Source organism: Asaia platycodi JCM 25414 (assembly GCF_000614545.1).
Classification (GTDB): domain Bacteria; phylum Pseudomonadota; class Alphaproteobacteria; order Acetobacterales; family Acetobacteraceae; genus Asaia; species Asaia platycodi.
This window is the reverse complement of sequence record NZ_BAKW01000023.1, coordinates 1-21782: the sequence shown is the minus strand read 5'-3', so window position 1 is coordinate 21782 and position 21782 is coordinate 1. Positions and strand designations below refer to the sequence as shown.

The 21782-nt window shown below is 58.0% G+C and carries 16 protein-coding genes and 3 pseudogenes; 8 read left to right on the top strand and 11 right to left on the bottom strand.

Annotation, left to right across the window (positions count from 1 at the left end; all coding sequences use genetic code 11):
- The first annotated feature begins 82 nt into the window (after positions 1 to 82).
- From JCM25414_RS14355 to JCM25414_RS14340, 5 genes are read left to right on the top strand one after another with little or no spacing between them, the layout of a single operon-like run.
- Positions 83 to 1090, top strand: a complete 1008-nt coding sequence (locus tag JCM25414_RS14355; RefSeq protein WP_081775958.1) for a substrate-binding domain-containing protein — start codon at positions 83 to 85, stop codon at positions 1088 to 1090.
- Positions 1087 to 2574: a sugar ABC transporter ATP-binding protein gene (locus tag JCM25414_RS14350; protein ID WP_025842083.1), complete on the top strand. Its 1488-nt coding sequence runs from the start codon at positions 1087 to 1089 to the stop codon at positions 2572 to 2574. Before JCM25414_RS14355 ends, JCM25414_RS14350 begins: the two co-directional genes overlap by 4 nt.
- Positions 2567 to 2863 carry a hypothetical protein gene (locus tag JCM25414_RS25470; RefSeq protein ID WP_242403618.1) on the top strand — a complete coding sequence of 99 codons (297 nt, stop codon included), beginning with the start codon at positions 2567 to 2569 and terminating at the stop codon, positions 2861 to 2863. The genes JCM25414_RS14350 and JCM25414_RS25470 overlap by 8 nt, the downstream gene beginning before the upstream one ends.
- Complete coding sequence (locus JCM25414_RS20775) at positions 2797 to 3570, top strand: ABC transporter permease (RefSeq protein ID WP_369346097.1); 774 nt, start codon at positions 2797 to 2799, stop codon at positions 3568 to 3570. Before JCM25414_RS25470 ends, JCM25414_RS20775 begins: the two co-directional genes overlap by 67 nt.
- Complete coding sequence (locus tag JCM25414_RS14340; RefSeq protein ID WP_081775957.1) at positions 3563 to 4582, top strand: ABC transporter permease; 1020 nt, start codon at positions 3563 to 3565, stop codon at positions 4580 to 4582. The genes JCM25414_RS20775 and JCM25414_RS14340 overlap by 8 nt, the downstream gene beginning before the upstream one ends.
- A 66-nt stretch (positions 4583 to 4648) precedes the next feature.
- Here JCM25414_RS14340 and JCM25414_RS20770 read toward each other — a convergent pair.
- From JCM25414_RS20770 to JCM25414_RS25455, 6 genes and pseudogenes are all read right to left on the bottom strand, one after another.
- A pseudogene (locus tag JCM25414_RS20770) lies at positions 4649 to 6060 on the bottom strand (amidohydrolase).
- 28 nt (positions 6061 to 6088) lie between these two features.
- The gene (locus tag JCM25414_RS14330) at positions 6089 to 7387 is read right to left on the bottom strand and encodes an MFS transporter (RefSeq protein ID WP_025842081.1); all 1299 of its coding nucleotides are present in this window, start codon (positions 7385 to 7387) and stop codon (positions 6089 to 6091) included.
- Positions 7388 to 7415: 28 nt separating this feature from the next.
- Positions 7416 to 8153, bottom strand: a complete 738-nt coding sequence (locus JCM25414_RS26200) for a TonB-dependent receptor domain-containing protein (RefSeq protein ID WP_025842080.1) — start codon at positions 8151 to 8153, stop codon at positions 7416 to 7418.
- Positions 8150 to 8728 carry a TonB-dependent receptor domain-containing protein gene (locus JCM25414_RS26195; RefSeq protein WP_025842079.1) on the bottom strand — a complete coding sequence of 193 codons (579 nt, stop codon included), beginning with the start codon at positions 8726 to 8728 and terminating at the stop codon, positions 8150 to 8152. Before JCM25414_RS26195 ends, JCM25414_RS26200 begins: the two co-directional genes overlap by 4 nt.
- A 33-nt stretch (positions 8729 to 8761) precedes the next feature.
- A complete protein-coding gene (locus tag JCM25414_RS25460; RefSeq protein WP_242403617.1) occupies positions 8762 to 8902 on the bottom strand; it encodes a hypothetical protein in 141 nt (46 codons plus the stop codon).
- The gene (locus JCM25414_RS25455; protein WP_025842078.1) at positions 8896 to 9705 is read right to left on the bottom strand and encodes a TonB-dependent receptor plug domain-containing protein; all 810 of its coding nucleotides are present in this window, start codon (positions 9703 to 9705) and stop codon (positions 8896 to 8898) included. The genes JCM25414_RS25460 and JCM25414_RS25455 overlap by 7 nt, the downstream gene beginning before the upstream one ends.
- 209 nt (positions 9706 to 9914) lie before the next feature.
- On the opposite strand from JCM25414_RS25455, the gene JCM25414_RS14305 reads away from it, so the two are divergent.
- On the top strand, positions 9915 to 10841 hold the full coding sequence (locus JCM25414_RS14305) for a LysR family transcriptional regulator (protein ID WP_025842077.1): 927 nt from the start codon (positions 9915 to 9917) through the stop codon (positions 10839 to 10841).
- 441 nt (positions 10842 to 11282) lie between these two features.
- Positions 11283 to 13656 (top strand): annotated as a pseudogene (locus tag JCM25414_RS20760) (membrane-bound PQQ-dependent dehydrogenase, glucose/quinate/shikimate family).
- A 195-nt stretch (positions 13657 to 13851) separates the two neighbouring features.
- Here JCM25414_RS20760 and JCM25414_RS25445 read toward each other — a convergent pair.
- From JCM25414_RS25445 to JCM25414_RS20750, 4 genes and pseudogenes are all read right to left on the bottom strand, one after another.
- Positions 13852 to 15300, bottom strand: a complete 1449-nt coding sequence (locus JCM25414_RS25445; protein ID WP_242403622.1) for a glycosyltransferase — start codon at positions 15298 to 15300, stop codon at positions 13852 to 13854.
- Complete coding sequence (locus JCM25414_RS25440) at positions 15258 to 16541, bottom strand: hypothetical protein (RefSeq protein WP_051535916.1); 1284 nt, start codon at positions 16539 to 16541, stop codon at positions 15258 to 15260. Before JCM25414_RS25440 ends, JCM25414_RS25445 begins: the two co-directional genes overlap by 43 nt.
- Before the next feature lie 174 nt (positions 16542 to 16715).
- The gene (locus tag JCM25414_RS14290) at positions 16716 to 18155 is read right to left on the bottom strand and encodes a beta strand repeat-containing protein (protein ID WP_025842076.1); all 1440 of its coding nucleotides are present in this window, start codon (positions 18153 to 18155) and stop codon (positions 16716 to 16718) included.
- 942 nt (positions 18156 to 19097) lie between these two features.
- Positions 19098 to 21128: pseudogene (locus tag JCM25414_RS20750) on the bottom strand (NAD(+) synthase).
- A 192-nt stretch (positions 21129 to 21320) separates the two neighbouring features.
- Here JCM25414_RS20750 and JCM25414_RS22645 point away from each other — a divergent pair.
- Positions 21321 to 21491 (top strand): DUF1328 domain-containing protein, encoded by a 171-nt coding sequence (locus JCM25414_RS22645; protein WP_023979726.1) that lies wholly within the window; start codon positions 21321 to 21323, stop codon positions 21489 to 21491.
- Positions 21492 to 21548: 57 nt separating this feature from the next.
- On the opposite strand, the gene JCM25414_RS23895 is transcribed toward JCM25414_RS22645, so the two are convergent.
- Positions 21549 to 21782 (bottom strand): hypothetical protein (locus JCM25414_RS23895; RefSeq protein WP_206777963.1); only part of this gene is annotated, 234 nt, incomplete at its 5' end.

Sequence of the window (21782 nt, the reverse complement as noted above, 5' to 3'; positions counted from 1 at the left end):
TTTTTCTCCTGCCTCACCCCTGGTCATGAGAGCGTCTGTGCGGCGCCTCGTGACGACCCGAAAAGGTTGAGACCATGATCCTATCCCGTCGCGGCTTCGTTGGCGCCGCTGCCAGCCTTACAGCCCTCGCGCCCTTCGCTTCTGCTCGTCTGTCATCGGCTTTTGCCGAGGAGCTCCAAAGAAAATCGCCATCGTCGCCAAGATTGGCGGCATTCCCTGGTTCAATGCCATGGAGCGCGGAATACAGAGCGCGGGCAAAGAGGCAGGATGCACCGCCTGGATGATCGGGCCGACGCAGGCCGATGCGGCCCAGCAGGTCAGTGCGATCGAGGATCTGATCGCTCGGAAAGTCGATGTCATCGGCGTGGTGCCCAATGATGCCAGCTCGCTGGTGCCGGTGCTGCAACGTGCCCGTGCCGCCGGAATTCATGTCATCAGCCATGAAAGCCCCGGTCAGCAGGGCGCGGAATGGGACCTCGAATTCACCACCCCCGCTGCGGATGGCGAGCGTCATATGGAGGCGCTCGCCAAAGCGACGGGCGGCAAGGGCGGTTACATCATTATCGTCGGCTCGCTGACTGTGCCGCAGCATAAAATGCGCGCCGATGCGGCGATTGCGCTGCAAAAGGCAAAATATCCCGACATGCACCTCATCGGCGATCGCTTTGGTTGCGGTGAAAGCGTAGATGACAGCTATCGCACCGTCATGGATCAACTGCGCGCTCATCCCGATCTTACCGGGGTGGTGGCTTTCGGATCGCAGGGCCCGATTGGCGCTGCGCGCGCCGTCGATGCGCGAGGCAAGATCAAAACCGTTTCTGTGGTAGGGCCTTTTTCGCCGGGACAGGGGGCGAAATATGTTCGTTCCGGCGCTATTCGCTGCGGCTATATCTGGAATCCGCTTCTGGCCGGTCAGACACTCGTGCGTCTGGGCGTCATGCTGGCCATTGACAAGCCGATCACCAATGGCATGGATATGAAGGATATCGGCGCGTTGCAGGTCGATCCGGCACAGCGCAGTATTCTCGCGCCGAAAATGCAGATTATCGACAAATCGAGCATCGACGAGCTGGTGGCACTCGGGCTGTGACAGCGCCCGTCTTCCTGGAATTACGGAATGTCTTCAAGACATTTGGTAATTTCCAGGCCCTGCGTGGCATCGACTGGGATGTGCGTGAGGGCGAAATCCATTGCCTGGTGGGCGAGAATGGATGCGGCAAGTCGACGCTCATCAAGGCAGTTTCCGGTGTTCATGCGCCCGATGCAGGCGGCGACATGCGCATTGCGGGTCAGGAAATCCTGTCATTCGACCCGATGCGGGCGCGGGCGCTGGGCATTCAGGTCGTGTTTCAGGATCTGGCGCTTTTCCCCAATCTGAGCGTTGCCGAAAATATCGCGTTCGACGCCAATCTCGGGCGTGGCTTCAGCCCGAAAGCCGCGATAAGGCGCAAGGCGCGCGAGACCCTCGACCGGCTCGGTCATGATCTGCCGCTCGATCTGCCAGTTGAATCATTGTCGATCGCCGAACGCCAGATCGTGGCCATCGCTCGCGGTCTTGCTGGGTCGGCCCGTCTCATTTTCATGGATGAGCCTACAGCCTCACTGACACGCGCAGAAGTGCGCCGTCTGCTCGATCTGGTGCGCAAGCTCTCGGCAGCAGGCATCGCCGTGGTGTTCGTCTCGCATCGTCTGGATGAGGTTTCGGCCATTGCAGAGCGGATTACGGTCATGCGCGACGGGCGTATGGTCGGCACCTATCCGGCTTCTGCGCTCGACCAGCGGACATTGATTCATCTCATGACTGGCATCGAGATCGCCTCCCATCATGTCGCGCGTGACTGCGCGCCGCGTGATGTAGTGCTTGAAGCGCGTCATCTGAGCCGTCGTGGCGAATATGATGACGTGTCGCTTGCCCTGCATGAAGGCGAGGTGCTCGGTCTGACCGGGCTGCTTGGTGCAGGCCGCACCGAACTGGCCCTTTCGCTTTTCGGCATGACGAAGCCGGATTCAGGTGCGCTCATCGTGCATGGGCAGGAGCGGCGTTTTCGCACCAATCAGGACGCTCTGGCGGCAGGCATAGCCTATGTTTCGGAAGATCGACTGAATCTCGGGATCAATGCCGAGCAATCCATTGTCGATAATCTGGATATTGCGGTTCTGCCCGGACTCGCGAACCGTTTTGGGCTGATTTCGGATGAGTCACGCACGCAGCTCGCTAAAAACTGGGTAGCACGTCTGAACATCAAGCTCAGCTCGGTTGAAGACGCCATCAATACGCTTTCGGGCGGCAATCAGCAGCGTGTCATTCTGGCGCGCTGGCTGGCGTCTCACCCGAAAATCCTGATTCTCGACAGCCCGACGGTTGGTGTCGATATCAAGAACAAGGAAGGTATTTACGCGCTGATACGTGAGTTGAGCGATCAGGGCGTGGGCATTCTCGTGATCTCCGATGAGATGATCGAGCTTTTTGCGACCTGCGATCGCATCCTGCATATGCGCAACGGACGGATCGCTGGCGAATACAGCCCGTCTCTCATTACCGAACAGGCTCTGGAGGAGCGGATCTATGCCTGATCTCTCATCCCTGCGAAACCGGCCGGAATTCTGGCTGGCCGCTGTCATCGCGGTTTTCGTCCTCGCGCTTTCTCTCGCGACACCCAGTTTTCTCAGTATTTCCAATTTCATCGATCTCACCGAAAGCTATGCGGTCCAGGCCATCATGGCGACCGGGCTTTTCGTGGTGCTGATCGCAGGCGGAATCGATATCTCCTTCGCGGCGACGGCGTCGGTGGCGCAATATGTGGCAGCACTTCTGGCGACGCGTTTCGGACTGTCGCCTATGCTGGTCATCCCGGCAGGCTGATCGTCGGCACGCTGCTCGGCTTTATCAATGCGACGCTGATTCATTATGCGCGGGTTAATTCGATCATCATCACCATTGCCACCATGAATGTGTATTTCGCCCTGCTGATGTACGCGACGGGTGGGCATTCGATTTATAATCTGCCCGAATGGTGGAGCGACCGGATCACCTTTCTGCAGTTCGAAACGGCAGGGGGCGATCTGGTGCGTATCACCCTGCCCATCGTGGTCATGATCGCCTCGCTCGGATTGTGCTGGGTGCTGCTCAACCGCACGAAGACAGGTCGGCAGCTTTACGCCATGGGCGGTAATGCCGAAGCCGCACGGCGTATCGGGCTGAATATCTCCCGGTTGCAGTTTTTCGCTTATGGTTTTGCCGGGTTCATGGCCGCATTGGCCGGGCTCGTTCAGGCCAATCGTGTGGGTGAGGCCGTGCCGAACGCGCTTTATGGCACCGAGCTTTCGGTGCTTTCGGCTGCTGTGCTTGGTGGTGCCTCGCTCCTAGGCGGTGTTGGTACGATTGGCGGTATTACGCTGGGCATCCTCATGCTGGCGATCATCCAGAACGGGCTCAATTTGCTCGATATCTCGCCCTATTGTTTCGAGATCATCACCGGCGCGATCATACTCGCCTCGACCAGCCTCACGGCGCTCTCTGTGCGCAGCCGCACGCGCTCGCGTCTTGTCGAGGAGGCCTCCAATGTCTGAAAATCTGACGGGACAGAACTTCTCCATTAATGACCTGGTGGGGCCTTTGCGGCGGGTACTCCCGGCGCGTGTCTCGGGCCAGGCTCTGGCGGCTCTCGCATTAGCCGTCGGCTTCAGCCTCGTCGTGCCGGGATTTTTCAGCCTTGGCTCGATGCGGTCGATGATGTTCCAGTTGCCGCAGCTCGGTCTGCTGGCGCTGGCCATGGCTATTCCGATGATGTCTGGCGGGTTGAACCTTGCCATTATTGCCATAGCCAATGCCTGTGGCCTCGCCATGGTGACGGTGCTGGCGCATCTGCCTCTGGCAGGACATGGCACGGGATATGTCGCCTTGTGCATCATTCTGGCGCTGATGGCCGGTATGGTGGTCGGTACGGCGCTCGGTGGGCTGACAGGCTGGTTGATCGTACGTACGAAAGTACATCCTATCCTTGTCACGCTGGGCGTCATGTCGATTGTCGAGGGCACGAGCGTCTGGCTGACGCGTGGTGAGGTGGTCTCTGGTCTGCCCGCGCTCTATGGCCAGATCGGCAACGCATCGCTGCTACAGATACCGCTGGCCTTTCTGGCTTTTCTCGCCATAGCGGCCATTGTGCATGTCGTGTTGCAGCATACGGCTTTTGGTATTTCGATCCGCATGATCGGCTCTAACGCGCTTGCCACCCGCTACTCGGCGGTCAATGTCGATCGGGTGACGATCAGGATTTATGCGCTTTCTGGCTTTCTCTGCTTCTGTGCTGCCTGTCTGATGCTGGCACGGTATAATTCAGCCAGTGCGGCCTATGCCAAATCCTATCTGCTGGTGACGGTTCTGGCGGCGGTTCTGGGGGGGGTGGACCCGAATGGCGGGTTTGGGCGCGTGACTGGGCTGGTTCTGGCCATGATCATGCTGCAACTCATTGCCACAGGCTTCAACCTGCTGGGGTTCAGCGACTATCTGACGCTCGCCATCTGGGGGCTCGTCCTGATCGGTGTCGCCTGTGCCCAGTCGCTGATGAAGAAAAGGCGCTGAAAACAGGTCGCCAAAGGACAAGTCCTTCGGCCAGGTGTGGGGCAGAGCCCCACCTCCCTACTCACTTCACTCGTTATCGGCAGAAGGCACCACATCCGCCGGAATGAGCGTCACATAAGGCTGAATGGCCAGACGCTCCGCATGGTCCTTTTTCGCCGCTTCGAGCAGGTCGGGGTTCGTGAAGAGATCGAGCCCGGTCATGGCCATGATCTTGGCCACATGCACCATGCCCTTATGGGCAACTGAAGACTGGCCCTGCGCCGTCATCTGCCAGGAATGAAGCTGCGTGCCGATGGCACAGGTTGCGCCCAGCGCCTGTACGGTGGGAACGGTCCAGCTCACATCGCCCACATCGGTCGAGCCGAGCGAGGAGCGGTTTCCGCCTGGTGGCAGCACGAAATTGGCCAAAGGCTGATCGAGATCCGGCTTGACCCCGGCGTGTCGGAAGGCGGCTATGATGTCGCTTTTCGGGAAAGTCGCCTGCATCTTGCGGGCGAAATCGCGGTCGTCTTCATCGAAGGGGGGCGGGCCGAGATGCTCGATATGGCCCTGCATGGCGGCTTCGAGAGGCGGGCAGGGCAGGATATTGGCCATGGCGCTGATGACGCGCTCTTGAACCTGTGTTTCTGTCATCAGCGCGGCGCCTGAGCGATCTTGCGCACGCGTTCGGTCAAGGGCACGAGATCGGCCAGATCGAGCGTGCGCACGACGTAGCGTATGGTCGTCTTGGCCTGCACGACATTGGGGGCAGTGCCACCGGCATCGAGATAGGCATAGTGAATGCGCGAGCTGGGCAGCATATGTTCGCGCAGGTAATTCACGCCGACATTCATCAGCTCCGCAGCGTCGAGCGCCGAACGACCGAGAAAAGGCGCCGCTGCTGCATGGGCTGCCTTGCCGGTGAAGGTGAAGTCAAGGCGGATATTGGCGAGCGATGAGGGCGGAAACACGCCGGTGAAAAACAGCGGATGCCAGGAAATCGCCGCATCGACATCGTCGAACACGCCTTCGCGCACCATGAAGGCCTTGCCGGCGCCGCCTTCCTCGGCAGGGCAGCCATAATAGCGCACACGGCCGGGCAGATCATGCGCTGCAAGGAAGTTCTTGAGCGCGGTCGCAGCCAGCAGCGCCGCCGAGCCCAGCAGATTATGCCCGCACGCATGGCCGTTGCCGTCGCCGGGTAGAGGTGTGTGTTCCATCACTCCGGCCGCATTGGTCAGGTCGGGCAGGGCGTCATATTCGCCCAGGAAAGCGATAACGGGTCCGCCCTCTCCGGCTTCGCCCATTACCGCAGTTGGAATGCCGGCGACATTGCGTGTAACGCGAAAGCCTTCTTCACCCAGTTTTTCGGTATGAAGTGCACAGGAGCGCACTTCTTCGAAATTTGTCTCAGGCACTTCCCAGACAGCATCGCTGAGCGCGATCAGGCTCTGGGCGCGGTCATCGACAAAGGAGAGAATGGCATCGGTGTTTTTCATCGTGAAAATCCTTGTCGGGGTAACGGGGTCAAAAGGCCTGATCGGCCTGTGAGGCAATGATCGAGGCATCAGGCGCGGGCGGTATCATGCGCCGACGCAGGGCAAGATAGGCCAGAAGCGAGAGAGGCATCAAAATGCCCAGCATCCAGGCGGGTACCATGGGATCATGGAAATGCGCGATCAAGAGAACCGTGAGCGGTTGGGTCAGGCCACCGAAAACGGAGACGGCAACCGCATAGACGAGGCCGAAAATGAAGGCGCGGCTGTGGTTGGGAATGGCGTCAAAAAGCAGGCGCCAGACCGGCGCGATGAGCAGGCCGGAAGAGAGAAAGACGGTCAGATTCAGCCCGATCTGCGTGCCCAGACCCGGATAGGTGACCGAAAGCGTATAATAGAGCATGCAAAGCGGCGTGCCTATGATCGACGCCACGATGACGAAGAGCTTGGGGTCGGGGTTGCGATGGGCAATACGCATACCTGCAATGACGGCGATCACGCCGCAGACCAGCCCCAGTGCCATGGCGAGCATGGCGGTGCCTGGTGACAGATGCAGAACGGCAATGGCGTAGCTGACGCCAAAAGTGCGCAGATAATTGGTGATGGTACCGCAGACGATAAGCGCGAAGACCAGCAGGATCTTCGGCGTGATCAGCAGGCGCAACGTGGCACCGAAGGGATGCGGCTCTTCACGATGTGCATGCTGTGCCGGGATCTGGCGGCGCAGCCAGAAACCGAAAGGCAGAATGGCAATGCCGATGAAAAAAGGAATGCGCCAACCCCAGGCATAGAGCGCATCATGGGAAAGGGTGAGGGAGAGAACCAGGCCAAAAATCACGGCGACGACCATGCCTAGAAGCTGGGTGACATATTGCATGATGCTGATGACGCCCCCCTTGCCCGGTGGTGCGGCGTCATAAAGCATGGCGGTGGCAGGACCGACCTCGCCTCCATCTGAAAAGCCCTGCAACATGCGGGCCAGAACGATCAGGAGCGCGGCTGTCATTCCGATAGAGCGCGTGGAAGGGGTTGCCGCCAGCAGAAGCGAACCTGTGGCCATGATCGCAAAAGTGAGCATCAGCGCGGCCTGATGGCCGTAGCGCCGCGCATAGATGCCCACGCAGAATGCCCCTAACGGGCGAAGGAAAAACCCCGCCCCAAAGGTGATGAGGGCTTCGAAAAGCCCCGTCAGCCCGGAAGAGTCAGGAAAAAATGCCTTGGCAATCATCGGGGCGAAAAATGCGTAGGCCATGAAATTGTAGAATTCGAGAAAATTGCCCACACAGGCGGCCATGATGACCCGCTTCCTGTCCTGATCCGATCCTGTCATGCGACATGTCTCCTTGCCGGGTGAGGCGTCAGTAGGTGAGGCCGATACGTTCGCCGATGAAACGGGGCGGGCCGGGTATGCGGAAATAGGTCGTCGTTGATTGCGAACTCGTGGTGAAATACTCTCTGTTGAGAATATTCGACGCATAAATGGTCGCTGTCCATGGTCCTTTCACCGGATGCACGGTGAGATGCGCCCCGAGCAGGAAATAGGCAGGAAGCTGGTAATTGCCCGTGCCGCCGGGAACCATCGATTGCGCAGTGCGAAAATTCCAGTCGATACCGGCTTCGCCCTCGAAGCGTCGCAAAAAAGTGACGCGATAATCGCCCGAGCCGTTCAGGGTGAGCTTGGGATTCATGCCTTCTGTTCCGGCATAATCGGTATAGATGGGCGCCCAGATTCCGGTCTGCTGATATTGCGTGTTGACGGCGGCGGCGTTGATGGCCTGGAATTTCTGGTATTTGCTCCGCAGGAACCCGAAATTCTGTGTGAGATAGATATGGCGGATCGGATTGATCTCGGTATTGAATTCAACCCCCCAGATTTCGGATTTCGGAATATTATCGAAGCGCCCCAGCGGGCCGTAACCCGGCACGACATAGCTGCCGAGATATTGCTGGTCGTGATAGTCGTAATAAAAGGCCGCAGCATTGAGTCGGAAGCGATTGGGAATGATATCGGCCTTGAAACCCAGCTCATAGGCCAGAACGGTCTCGGGTTTGAACGGGTCGAGTTGGCCCTGAACGACGGTGTTATTGGCGGTCATGCTCCGGGCTTCATGCTGCGGCTGATCTTGAAATAGGTCATCAGATCTTGTGTGGCCTGAAACTGCACACCGAGCGTGCTGGCAAACTGGTTCATGTTCGAGCCGGTGGACTGGAATTGCAGATTGCGGCGTCCGAACTGCACCGTGCGCAGATTGAGCAATTGACGGTCATCCGCTTCATGCGTCAGCCCGCCGATCAGCGTCACACGATAGGGCAGCTTGTAAGAGAGATGCGCGAATTGCGAGAAGGTCTGCTCGTACTGGCCGAAAGACGTTTCCTGCAGATAGCCGCGTGTGGGCACGTAATCGGTAAAATCGAAGAATGATTGCTGCGTCATGCGCACACGGTCGTAATAGGCACCGACCACCCATTCGAGGGGTTTTTTCTTGCGCGATTCGAGACGCAATTCCTGTGAGAAGCTGTTGGCGACAATATTGCGATAATTATCGCCGGTGGCCCAGAGCGTGCCGTCCTGATCGGTATATTCGCCTACGTGTTCGGTCTCGAAAGCGCTGATGCTTTTTATTGTTGCGAATCCGAAATCATGAGACATTTTCAGGTCTGCACCCCACATGGTGTTGTGCTCGCTGGGCGATAATGACGCCGATCAGCCTGGCCAGACGGGCGTTATAATCCATTGTGCCTGCTGATAGGAAAGCGTCGGATAGGGCCGGCTCGGCAGAAAATTGATGACGGGCTTGGCGGCTACGACTTCGGAATTATCCTGCACCCAATGCCCGCTCAGCATGATTTCGGTATGCTCTTCAGGACGCCATCGGATCTTCGCACGTAGCGCGGCGAGATTGGCATCGCCAGATGGGCGCCGTTGGAGGGGTTTGTCTGCCAGCCTCCCCCTTGCATGGTCTGCCCGGCGATACGGAAGCTCAGCTTGTTGCTTATGATTGGGCCGGAAACGAAGAGATTGGTACGGCTGCGCGCGTAGCTCGCAATATCCTGCGAGACACCACCATGCCATTCATCGGTCGGGTCGGCGGTGCGAAAGGCGATCTCGCCGCCTGTATCGGTCTGGCCATGGCTGAAGCCCACCGGGCCGGGTTCGACCGCTGCACCTGCGATATCGAACATTAGGCCGGACGCCATACGGGCGAGGGGATAGGCAACATCGTCATAGTAAACGAGGACGGACGACATGTTGTTCTGCATGTAGTCGTTCAGCCCGATCCCGCGCAGAAAGAAATTCGTCGTGCCGGTGCCGTTCACGCTCTGTACGGTCAGATTGGGTGCCACACGCGGCAGATCGAGCAGGGACACGACGCCCTGACGGGTAAGGGTTTCTGCCGTGATATGGGTCGTGGCATCGGCTTCGTGCTGGGCGGCATTGAAATGCAGGCGGCGACGCGCTGTTGTGACGGTGAGTGTTTCGGCGCCCCCGGCGACAGGTTTGTGATGCGTCGATCTTTGTACTGAGGGTGTCTGGGTTGGCTTTTTCACGCCGGTAGTGGCCCGTGACTGCGACGGGGCACGGTGGGGTGCCGCCTTGGCGTAATCCCAGAAGACAGGGCCGGATACAGAAGCCAGCAACAAAAACATTGATGCTTTCATATGTTTTTTCGCAGAACGTTTTTGTTTTGATGAATCTGTCATCATGCTTCCTGCCGATTATTATTGGAGCAAAGCGCGGTAACCGCCTGTGTCGGTAAATTGCCGATGAAAGATTATGGAATTAAAACGTTTCGTTATTGAAGCAAAATAGAGTTATGCCCTATCAACCGATTGGTTGATGTGCTCGGAGGGATGGCATGGTCAGATCAGGCATCACGCTGCATCGTCGGCTCAAGCTGCGTCATCTGCATCTGCTCGATATGCTCAACACGACACGCAGCATGAGACAGACAGCATCACGTCTGGGTATCTCGCCTGCGGCGGTCTCGAAATCCTGCATCGAAATCGAGGCGATACTTGGCAAGCGTCTGTTCGACCGTGTGCAGGGTCATCTCGTGCCTCTGCCAGGGCTGGAGCGCGTTTTGGTGGCTGCGCGGCGTATCGACCATGAATTGCAGGCGTTGAGTGAGGATTTTACGCGAAAGACGGCGTTGCTGCATGGCACGCTGCGTATCGGGTTTCAGGCGCCGATGCTTGAGCGTCCGCTCGTAAGCTGGGTGACGCGCATGAAGCATGAGCAGCCTTTTCTGACCGTCAGTATCGAATATGGCATGCGCAAACGCCTTCTGGACGATCTACATGCAGGCCGAAATGACATCGTTGCGGTCAATCTGCTCGATGTGGTGTCGTCAGGCCGGTTTGAGACGCGAACGCTTTGTCTCGAGCATTGCGTGATGATCATCGATGACGTGCTGATGACGAGTGCGGAAGTTTTCGACAAATGGTCGCATTTTGTTGATCGTGTCTGGCTGCTTCCGCTCAAAGGCATGGCGATGCGCGATAGGTTCGACCAGATCCTGCTGGCGCGTGGTCTCTCTTTTCCGCCAAGGTTGATCGAGATCAGCCTGCCGACCCTCATCGAGCATCTTGTCGAGGCCTGCAATGCGGCTGCACTCATGCCCGTCTCGCTACTTTCAGAGGCCCAGCTTTCCCGCCTGCCGGTGTTGGAGGGCGATACGGCTGGCGACGATTTTTACATGGAGCATGGCATTGCCTGGGCGCGGGGAGGGCGCCTGAGTCCTGCCGCGCAATATGCGTTATCGATCATGTCTACCCTGCCATAGAAGAGGTACGTTCAGGTTGCTGCGCGTATATGTTTTGACATGATTGTGGTCGGGCGAACAAAAAGCTGTGAATGTTGATGAATGATGGAGATTTGATGACGTCAATGAAAGTTTTGCGCGGCACATTGCCCATTCTTTGAGCTTTCAGGCTGGTTTTGACTTGATTATCCCCCGTTTTCGGGTGCCGGCGTGGTGATGTCTTCTGGTGTTGCTGGCTTGAAAACGCTCAATGCTCAAATTGCTCTCAACGGGGCGGCTTCCCGGTCAGGGGAACGGCCCGCTGAGAGCGTAGTGTGAGGATTGCTCGTGAGAAGCCTTATCCATCTTTTAAGTACCGTGATCGGTCTGGTGATCGCGCTGCTTGGTGTCGCGCTGACACTTGGCGGTGTCTACCTCGCCTGGCTTGGTGGGAGCTGGGCCTACATCCCGCTCGGCCTGCTGATGGCGGCAGTTGGTACAGCGTTGATGGCGCGCAAGACCATCGCCCTGCCGCTCTCCATCGTACTCAGTGTGATTGCCGCTGGCTGGGCCTTTGGCGAGGTGGGCGACGTGTTCTGGCTCGTCGTGCCGCGTGTAGTCGTCTTCCTCGTGCTGCCGATCGTTATCGGCGTGATGGCACCCTGGTTCGGCCCGGATGGTCGCTCTGGTGTCTCCCGTAACTGGGGGCTGGGCGTTGCTGCGCTCTACGCCATCGTCTTCGCCGGGGTGTCGGTCAACATGTTCCGGCCTCATGCCGAAGTCACGGCAGACCCTGCGCAGGTTCCGAAAGTCGATACGGCATTGGGGCAGGTGAATGGCAATGACTGGCCCGCCTGGGGGCGCAATCTGACGGGTGACCGATTTGCGCCCTCTGTGCAGATCAATGCGCGCAATGTCTCGGGGCTCAAACTGGCCTGGAGCTTCCATACAGGCGATCTGGCCATTGACGGCTCTGAATATCAGGTAACGCCGCTCAAGGTGGCCGACTCCCTCTATCTCTGCACCCCGCTCAACAAGGTGATTGCCCTTGACCCGGTAACGGGACATGAGCGCTGGCGCTTCGATCCGCATATGCAGGTGACGCGCGGTAATAAGGGCTGGAAGCGCTGCCGTGGCGTCAGCTATGCTGATCTGACCACGATGTCGCTTCTGGCACCCGACGCCAAGGCTTTTGGCCCAGAGGAAGTCGCAGCACCGCCTGCGGAGCCGACGGCCGACCCTGCGACCCCGGCTCAGGCACCGTCTGACGAAAGCCCGGTCGCTCCTGCAGCGATCACGGCAGAGACGCCTTGCGCCCGCCGTATCGTGAGCACCACCAATGATGCCCGGCTTTTCGAGCTCGATGCTGCGACAGGTGCGCTGTGCCAGGATTTCGGCGACCACGGCATGGTCAATCTGCTTGAAGGTCTCGGCCCGACGGCGCCCGGCTCCTATTATCTCACCTCCGCCCCGCTGGTGGCTGATGGCGTGATCATGGTGGGTGGCAAGATCAACGATAACATGACCGTAGGTGAGCCCTCGGGCGTCATTCGCGGTTATGATGTGCGTACCGGCCGCCTCATCTGGGCCTGGGATGCCTCACGCGGCAACAAGGACAGTCGCCCGCTGCCCCCAGGTCAGATCTATGCGCCGGAAACCCCGAATTTCTGGGGTACGGCGTCTTACGATCCGAAGCTCGGTCTTGCCTTCATTCCCATGGGCAACCAGACGCCCGATTTCTGGAGCGGCAATCGTCATCCTTATTCGGATGAATATACCGATGCAATTCTCGCACTCGATCTGCGCACAGGTCAGGAGCGCTGGCATTTCCGCACGGCCAATCAGGACATGTTCGATTATGACGTGACCTCGCAGCCGATCCTTTATGATCTGCCCGGCGCCGGTGGAGAGATCACGCCGGTTGTTGTGGCACTGACCAAGCGTAGCCAGGTTTTTGTGCTCGACCGTCGCACCGGCAAGCCGGTCGTGAAGGTGACGGATCGCCCGGTTGCGACCGATGGCATGCCCGGCCAGCGTATCAGCGGTTCAGCCCTATTCCGATCTGTCGATCGGTGTCGCGCCGCTGAAGGAAAGCGACATGTGGGGGGCGACGATTTTCGATCAGCTCTATTGCCGCATCGCTTTCAAGAAAATGCGCTGGGAAGGCGAATGGACGCCTTTGACTGACCAGCAGAAAACCCTGATCTGGCCTGGCTATTACGGCGGTTCCAACTGGGGTGGTGGCGCTATAGATCCGCAGACCGGTGTGCTGGTAGTGAACGATATCCGCATGGCCATGTGGGGGCAGTTCATCAAGCGCGAGGAGGCGGCGAAGGCGGGTCTCGTGCCGTCGACCGAGGGCGAATACTCCGAGCAGCTCGGAACCCCCTGGGGCGTCGAACGCTCGATGTTCGTCTCACCCATGGGTGCGCCTTGCTTCAAGCCGCCTTTCGGCTCGCTGACGGCCATTGACCTGAAAACGCAGAAGACGTTGTGGCAGGTGCCGGTCGGCAGCATTCAAGATGCACGCATTCATGGCATATTCGGCGCTAAGGGTATCATCCCGCATCTTTATATCCCGGTTGGCATGCCCACGATGGGTGGGCCGCTCCTGACCGGGGGTAATCTCGCCTTCTTCCACGGCTCGCTCGATAATTATCTGCGCGCCTTCGATCTCAGCACCGGCAAGGAAGTCTGGCGCGAGCGTCTGCCCGTAGGCGGCCAGGGAACGCCCATGAGCTATGTCGAAAACGGCAAGCAATATGTGCTCGTCGTCGCTGGCGGCGCGACCCGCACGGGCACCAACGCCAATAAGGGTGATTACGTTCTGGCCTACGCCTTGCCCTCGGCCAACTGACAGAGAGCTCCCCTGTCATACGCGTTGATCGCGTGTGACAGGAGGCGTTCCTGCGGGCTTGTTCAGGCTGTGTCTTCAGCGGCTTTGTCCATTGCGGCAGAGACCTTTAGGCTTCTCAAGGAACGGGCAAGAAAAAACCCCTTTCTTTACGGGGGAGGGGTTTTTTGCGGTCGGCGATCGGATGCGCGACCCGGGTCAGGAGAACCTGTTCAAAAGGCGACGATAGAGAACGGCAAGCTCCTTTGCCTGATCGTCATAGCTCGGCAGGCTGGCCTTGTTCGGGTTCACATATTTTTCAAAGCGTTCCTTCTGGTCCAGAACAGCTTCGATGGCCTCCTGAAGCGGGGCAGGGTCGTCGATGATCGGGATGAGCGATCCGTTCACGCCTTCGACGATTTCCTCGGCCTGGCCCCCTGGCGTCGTCGAGATAACCCAGACATCACGAGAGAGGGCCTCGCGTACGGTAAGCCCATAGCTTTCGCGCCATTGTGACGGGAAGAGAAGCACATCGACCTGATCGTAGAAATCATCGAGCCCCGCCTGCGTATAGGCTGGGACCGTCCGTATTTCGCCCTTAACCAGCCAGCCTGAAGTATCGATAGAGGGGAAACCCAGATTCAGGGTGTTATCGACCAGAAGCAGTTCCCAATCGTCGCGCTGCGTGCGCTCAAATGCCTTGCGGATCAGCTCGTAGCCCTTGACCTTGCCGACTCCTCCGACAAAGGCAAAGCGAAGCTTCAAGCCGGGAGCGCGCTTCGCTTTGGGGCGCGAAGGCCAGGTGAACCCGTTTCGGTTGATCAGGATACGGTCGGAGGGCACACCGTTGCGTACGTAAAGGCTCTTATGTTCTTCGGATGGGCTGAGAATGGCTGCGGCTCCGGCAAGGGCCTGACGCATGAGTTTGCGGCGCTCTCCCAGGTAACGACTATGGGTCGAGTTTTCCGGTGACAGCGGAACATCGTCATTTTCGAGGTGATACTGACCATCATCACGGGCGATGAAGAGATTATCTGACAGCCACCAGCAATCATGCAGGCTGATAACGTAAGGAATGCCGCGCTGCTGGCAGATCCGCGTCATGCCAACGCCCATGTCCTGAATGGCATGGAAGTGCACCAGTTCGACATCCCATGCGTCGATCCAGCGCTCGAGATGACGGGCGATGGTCAGATTTTCTGTTCCACCGTTGCGGCCCACGCTGACGGAGAAGACATCCGTGTCGAGACTGCGATAGCGCAAAGCACCATCAGGCAGACCTTCGAGAACTGGTCGTGTCGTCATGACGCTGTTCTCGAATCCCGCCTTCGCAAGCGGTTCGAGCATGGCTTCTACCACGATTGTGGCGCCGCCGAACGAGCGCGGCGCGAAGAAGAGGTTGACCTGAAGCACCCGGGGCGCCTTGTGTGCGAAAGCAGGGGGCTTGCCGAAAATCGGATTGGCCTGCTGAGTCAGAATATGCTCCGGCGCATACTCCGCAAGCGCTGATTTTCTCGCGTTGAGGCCGACACGCCGCCTCAGACCCGGGTCCTGTGCGAGTGACAGCAAGGCGTTTTTCCAGGTCTCTCCACTATCCGCCAGAAGCCCGTTTTGACCTGACTGAATCACACGACGATAGGTATCGGTGGGTGAACAGACAGACGGGATTTCGAGAATAGCAGCTTCGAGAAATTTGATGTTGCTTTTGCAGTCATTGAAGAGCGTATTTTCAAGCGGAGCAATGGCGATATCTGCCTTGCTAATTCGCCGAGATAGGCAGCATAGGACAACTCATTGCGCCGTTCCACACGCGCGCCGAACTGGGCAAAAAGCTTGGAGAGCGTGAGCGGCCCCACGATCAGCAGATGAATACGTGGATCGGCCTGCATCGCTGCGATGAGACCGCTTTCGGCAGCTCTGAAATCAATGTCATGAGCGCGACTGCCGGAGCCGTAGCATATCCAGATCTTGTCAGGATCGCGCGGCGCTGGCGCGGCAAGAAGGGTTTTGGCGACGCTTAGTGTTTGCTCATCCAGCGCATTTTCGAGCACGAGCACGTCCTGGATGCCGATCTTGCGCATTTCCTGGGCAAGCGCTTCGGTAGAGGCCATGCCGCGTCCGCATGCGAGCAGAGCGCGACAATAAAGATCGGCAAGTTCGTAAAGCTCGTGTCGTTCATGAGAGGATAGCGTCGAAAGATTGCCGTTACGGCGATAAAGAGTCTTGCTGAACAGGAGATCATCAATCTCCCATCTTGGCTCCAGACCGAGGCGCTTCGCTTCCTCGATCAAAGACAACACGGCGTCGATGCCGGGTACACGATAGAAGAGAACACGGGTCGCTACCTGAAGTGAAGACAGCACTTCGCGGCTGTCTTTCCAATCAACGATCTGCACGCTCCACCCGAGGCGATGAAGAAGCTCGGCCTTCTGCGTCACACGGTACTTAGTACATTGCTGCAACTCGATATCCGCGATCAGGAGACAGCGTGGACGCAGCATGAGCGTCGCCTTGGGTGCATGTCTCCTGAGAATTTCCGCCTGTTCTTGTGTGGGCACGAACAGCGGATCGCCGGCCTGATCGCCATGGCGCAGAAGACGTCTTTTGGCGGCGCCGCCAGCAAAAAAGCGGCCTATTGCTTTGACAGTCCCCTCTGAACGCCGGGAGTCTTGCCACTGCTCCCACGCTTCATCGAGCGGAGTCCCGCGAGGAAGACGACCCAAGGTGAGCGCCCTGACCCAGCGAAGCGGTTCCGTCAAACGCCAGGAAAGCGAGCCGCGAATCAATTTCAACTGCTGTTTAGCCAGATGCAGCTCTGCCTGTAGTGAATCTGCGCGCAGAGTCGCCATATAGGCCGAGGCCTGCGTCGTCTCGTCGAGGTTATCCTCGGAGACTGGAGCAGACCACATCTGTTTTTTTTTCAGGTTAGGCAAAAATCTCTCACTCTAAGAGGAGGTCGGAAAGGGCTTTGTATAAGCCGAGCGGACCTATAAGCCCAAACGCGCTGCCATGAAAAATGAAGGCCCAGTCTTGTGGACTGGGCCTCTAAAAAAAACGTGATCGAAGTTTTTAGCTCGTGATCGTCAGCTGATAACGATATTCGAGGCTTTCAGGTCGGTCACGCCCAGGAACGTCACCTTCATGTTGTTGTCCAGTTGTAGAGTGGTGTTGCCGCCTGTGACGGTCGCCGTTGCCAGCAGATCCTTCACAGCCTTGTCGGCATCGGCAGGCTTGTAATTATACATGAAGAACATGTTGCCGGCGGCACTGCCAAAATCGGTGATGGTGATATCGCCGCCATTATGGCCTGCAAGCACACCGAATGTGTTGGCTGCGCCGCTGCCACCCGTGACGGTCGCAAAGCTATCGCCATTGGAGTTAGCGAACTGCGTGCCGAAAACGAAGTGATCCGATCCTGAGGTACCAATGATCGTGTTGTTGCCTGCACCCGTCCAGGCCTCGAGCGTGCCTGCCGAAGAAGACGCGTCAATATACTGGCTGCCGGTTGTGCTGGGCTGGTTGGCGGTGAACAGGGCCAGACCATTCGTGTTGACCGAGGCACGCAGATCGTTGGCGCCCCAGATCGTGCCAAGCCCGGCATTGATCGACGTATTGCCCGTGCCTGAGATGAACTTCAGAGCACCGGAGACGCTGATCGACTGGTTCGAGCCATGGTCGACTTCCAGATCGCCTGCTGCAGAAATCGTATCGCCTACAGTGCCAACGATAGTGCCGGTGCTGCCCGTGAAATTCACCGTCGAGCCCGTGCCGCCAAAGACGGTGCTGTTGATGCCGACGCTAATCTGGCTTCCGGAGAGTGCCGAATCAACCACAACCGAGTTGGACTGCAACGTGACGACGGACTTGCCACCGAGGATGGTCACCGTGTCGGACGCATTTTCTACGCCGGTAATGGTGTCCTGACCTTCAGAAGCGACAAAATTGGCGCCGGTGCTGAGGTTGATGACGTTCTGTCCCTCGCCAGCACGGATATTGTTCGTCCCGGCTGCTGCGTAGATGGTGTCGTTGCCGTCGCCGGTAGCAATCGTCCAGTTGCCGGTATGACCGCGACCATCGAACAGGTTGTTGCCCATCGTCGAGACGAAGCTGCCGTTATAATTGCCTGCGTAGAAGGTCACGCCTTCAGTGTCGCCAGCGAGAACCGAGAGCATGCCCGCGGTCACGCCCGTGCCGTCGACGGTAACAGCCTTCACAGTCGGTGCTACAGGCGTATCCTGGGCCGGATCGTTGAACGGCGCACCAAGCGAGCCGATGACCAGGTTGCTGTAGTTGCCTGCCATCGAGAAGGCACCACCGGTGGTGATGACGCCCTGAACGATGCTCGTCGAGGCTGAGGGGCCGGTATTCGCACCTGTCACAAGATCGACCGAGGTGATGTCGCCCGTTGTCACAGCGCCCAGAATCTGTGCTGCGTAGCTCGAGGCGAGTGTCTGCATGCGGGCACCTTCAACGGTGACCTGCACAGTCATACCAGACGAACCAACTACCGTTACGATCGCCATGCGACCAGCTCCTTGTTATTTCTGGAGGCTTCAGACATAGACCGTTACAATGCGTCGGGCGCTCTCAACATGCCCACGCCCATCGGTCGTGCCGTCTACCAAGATCTAGATCGAAAAACCAATTTTTTTTATAGATGTCTTAACCTATGGTCTGAGTCAATAAATCAAAAGGTATTTGTGGCCGATGGATAATAGTTTGATGCAAACTATCATATTGAACGCAGATCCGGGATGTTGAAGTGATTTGAAATGGACCTGAGGTAAGGAAACATAGCGTTTCCGAGGGTTTTATCCATAAAAACTCCACATTGTGAGTGACTTAATACTCACAATCTTGCGAGATTATTGTTTCGAATCAGATTTGTTTGTGTTGAATATGAATGGCTTGTAATGACTTCTCCTGAAGTAAAAAGATAAACTATTATCGTCATTACGACGAATTTCTTCGGTTTCTTTCTCTTCTACGAACAGGCGCGATCACGGGGTACGTTAGAATATTCGTATAAGTAGCTGATATCGTTACAATAAAATTCCCTACCGTGGAAAAGGTCCTAAAAGAAAATATTGAGAAACGGATCCTGTTTCTTGAATTCTTTCATGGGTTTGCCTCACCTCTTCACGAATTGATGAAGAATGTTACAGGCGCGGACGGGCCTTTTCCGCCTGAGGAATGACGCTTTTTTTAGAAAATTGGTCGGTGAGTCAGAATCGGTGACACGAAGACATTGCCCGTCGTCGATCCGGTTTGCCGAAGTCGTGACCATGCATGTAACGCAAGGCGCCACGGAGAAAGCTGAACGGCTACGTTTTCGATATATAGCTGGGCAATTGCCTTACGGACGGCGCGCAGTGGGCCTATCGAGTATCAGTCTATTCGTGTTGTTCCAGATGAGGCCGCGTGTCGAATGGCACGGGTTAAAGTGTATGGAGCGATCCCCCCTTTTACAGGAGGGTCTTCTCAAGCTCTTCGAGCCACGCCGCCGCAGTCCCGTCGGAAGGCGCGCGCCATTCGCCACGGGGAGAGAGACTTCCCCCGGAAGAGAGCTTGGGCCCATTAGGCAGAGCGGAGCGTTTAAACTGGCTGAAGCCGAAGAAGCGCGTCAGAAATACCTTTAGCCAGTGACGGATGGCGGCAGCGTCAAAAGCTAGCTTTCTGTCTTCCGGGAAATGGGCTGGCCAGATGCTGCGATCCTTGTTTTCCCAAGCCTGTAGCGCGAGGAAAAGGATCTTGCTCGGGCGAAAGCCGTAGCGCAGTACATAATAGAGTGTGAAATCCTGCAGGGCATACGGACCGATCTTGTCTTCGGTTTTCTGCACCCCTTCCGCACCGGCGGGCACCAGCTCGGGCGTGATTTCTGCCGAGACGATCCGTTCTAGCACGGGCGCAATCGTGTCGCCGAGACCTCCCTTGCGGGCCAGCCAGCGAATCAGATGCTGGATGAGCGTTTTCGGCATGCCGGCATTGACGTTGTAATGCGACATCTGGTCGCCGACGCCATAGGTGCACCAGCCGAGTGCCAGTTCGGACAGATCGCCAGTGCCAATCACGATCCCGTTGCGCTGATTGGCAAGGCGGAACAGGAAATCGGTACGCAACCCTGCCTGAACGTTCTCGAACGTGATGTCATGCACTGGCGCGCCTGAGGCAAAGGGATGGCCGATGGTTTCCAGCATTTGCATGGCGGTCGGTTTGATATCGAGCTCGTGGGCGTCAACGCCCAGCGCCGTCATCAGCTCATGGGCGAGGCCCAGGCTGGCATCGCCTGTTGCAAAGCCTGGCATGGTATAGGCATCGACCCTGTCACGGCTCCATTCGAGTTCATCGGCGGCGCGTGCGGCGACCAGAAGGGCAAGGGTGGAGTCGAGCCCCCCTGATACGCCGATCACGCAGCGTTCGACACCGCTCGTCTTGAGGCGCTGCGTGAGGGCGCGCACCTGAATGGTCCAGGCTTCATAACAATCCTGATCCAGTCGGCCAGGATTTTCGGGCACGAAAGGAAAGCGCGGGACGATGCGCTGAAAGCCGATATCGCCCTCAACCGGCGCCAGCGTGAAGCCGATGCGGCGCCATTGCCCATGATCATTGGCGCGGGCGCAGTCATGGAAGCTCCCCATGCGCATGCGCTCCTGACGGATCAGATCGATATCGATATCGGCAAGCGTCATCTGGCTTCGACGGGAAAACGGTCTGACTCGGCCAGCAGGCGGCCCGCTTCATAGACGGAAACCTGCCCGTCCCACGCGACGTCTGTCGTCGACTCGCCGGCTCCGGCCGCGGCATAGACATAAGCACAAAGGGCGCGTTGCGATTGCGCGCGACAGAGCAGATGGCGATCCTCCGATTTGCCAATGGTGATGGTGCTGGCCGACGGATTGCCGATGACCGTAGCGCCTGCCAGAGCGAGCGCGGTGCTGGGTGGATTAGGTACAGAGATCCTCGCAGATTTCGATGCCGAGCGCGAAGCCGGGCAGGTCCTGTGCTTCGAAAATCAGATCTGTGCCGAACGGCACGTCCCGCCCGCCAAGCCGCAGCGTTTCATCGACGATATCGACCCCGGCGACGAAATGGCGCGAATCGTAGAACTCGCGGTAGTTTGGCAGGTAGGATTTCGGGACGATGCCAAGAATTTCTCCCCGATGCAGCACCACCGCGCAATTGAAGAGACCCCCCCGATGCACGAGCGGCGCACCCGCGACGATAACGCTCTTCCAGGAGGCGCTTTCATCTCTCAGATGCACGAGGCATTCGATCACGCCGTCGAGCAGCGCGTCCTGCTGCCTCAGATCGTCGATTGCATAGCCTGAAAGGCATAGCTCGGGAAACACGGCCAAAGCCGCTCCGGCAGCCGAGCATTGCCGGGAAAGGGCGACGATCTGCTGCAGATTATGGCGTGGGTCAGCAAGGCGCACAGGGATGGTGCAGGCCGCAACCCGGGCAAAACCATGACGATAGAGAGATCGAAACGCGCTCATGGGATCATCTCCTGCAGCATCGGCCCTATAACATGCTTCCGGCATTGGCACCGGCTCTCGCCCAGAAACGTCTTTCCAGATTAAAAGACAAGGCCCTGTCATCGCGAAGCAAACCGTTGCGAGGCTGGCCCGTTCACCCAAAGACCCAGGATCATGACGATTATGTTATGTTCCAATCACGGAGTTATCGCCATGGACCTTCTTCGCTGGACAATCGTGTTCCTGATCCTTGCCCTTCTGGCGGGTGTGCTCGGTTTCGGTGGTATTTCAGCCGATTTCGCCTCGATAGGCAAAATCCTGTTCTTTATCTTTCTGGTGCTGTTCGTTCTCAGCTTCGTATTTGGCCGCGGGCGTATGCGCTGAACGCAGGTCGTTCCCCAGGTGCAGGCCCAGGCGGTCTGCACCTTTCCCCCAACCCCTTCAGTAGCCGTTGGGATCGGGGTCGCCGGGATAGCGTTCGGATAAGGGGCTGCATAGGTGCCAGGATAGGCATAGCCCGGTGCCGGTGCGCAATTGGCGTAGCGCCGCACTGATAGGTATAGGGGGTCGTCGCATAGCCTCCGCCATAATAGGGGTTGGCGTAATACGAACTCGTCGCCGCAGCGCCGATGACGGCACCGGTCGCGACCCCGAGGCCCCATCCGCCCCAGCCGC

What these genes read in the sequence shown, in the direction of transcription:
- JCM25414_RS25470 (WP_242403618.1), top strand. Translation starts at nt 2,567, where the DNA reads ATGCCTGATCTCTCATCCCTGCGAAACCGGCCGGAATTCTGGCTGGCC.
- JCM25414_RS14340 (WP_081775957.1), top strand. Translation starts at nt 3,563, where the DNA reads ATGTCTGAAAATCTGACGGGACAGAACTTCTCCATTAATGACCTGGTG.
- JCM25414_RS14330 (WP_025842081.1), bottom strand. Translation starts at nt 7,387, where the DNA reads ATGACAGGATCGGATCAGGACAGGAAGCGGGTCATCATGGCCGCCTGT.
- JCM25414_RS26200 (WP_025842080.1), bottom strand. Translation starts at nt 8,153, where the DNA reads ATGACCGCCAATAACACCGTCGTTCAGGGCCAACTCGACCCGTTCAAA.
- JCM25414_RS26195 (WP_025842079.1), bottom strand. Translation starts at nt 8,728, where the DNA reads ATGTGGGGTGCAGACCTGAAAATGTCTCATGATTTCGGATTCGCAACA.
- JCM25414_RS25460 (WP_242403617.1), bottom strand. Translation starts at nt 8,902, where the DNA reads ATGCTGAGCGGGCATTGGGTGCAGGATAATTCCGAAGTCGTAGCCGCC.
- JCM25414_RS25455 (WP_025842078.1), bottom strand. Translation starts at nt 9,705, where the DNA reads ATGTTTTTGTTGCTGGCTTCTGTATCCGGCCCTGTCTTCTGGGATTAC.
- JCM25414_RS14305 (WP_025842077.1), top strand. Translation starts at nt 9,915, where the DNA reads ATGGTCAGATCAGGCATCACGCTGCATCGTCGGCTCAAGCTGCGTCAT.
- JCM25414_RS25440 (WP_051535916.1), bottom strand. Translation starts at nt 16,541, where the DNA reads ATGTGGTCTGCTCCAGTCTCCGAGGATAACCTCGACGAGACGACGCAG.
- JCM25414_RS14290 (WP_025842076.1), bottom strand. Translation starts at nt 18,155, where the DNA reads ATGGCGATCGTAACGGTAGTTGGTTCGTCTGGTATGACTGTGCAGGTC.
- JCM25414_RS22645 (WP_023979726.1), top strand. Translation starts at nt 21,321, where the DNA reads ATGGACCTTCTTCGCTGGACAATCGTGTTCCTGATCCTTGCCCTTCTG.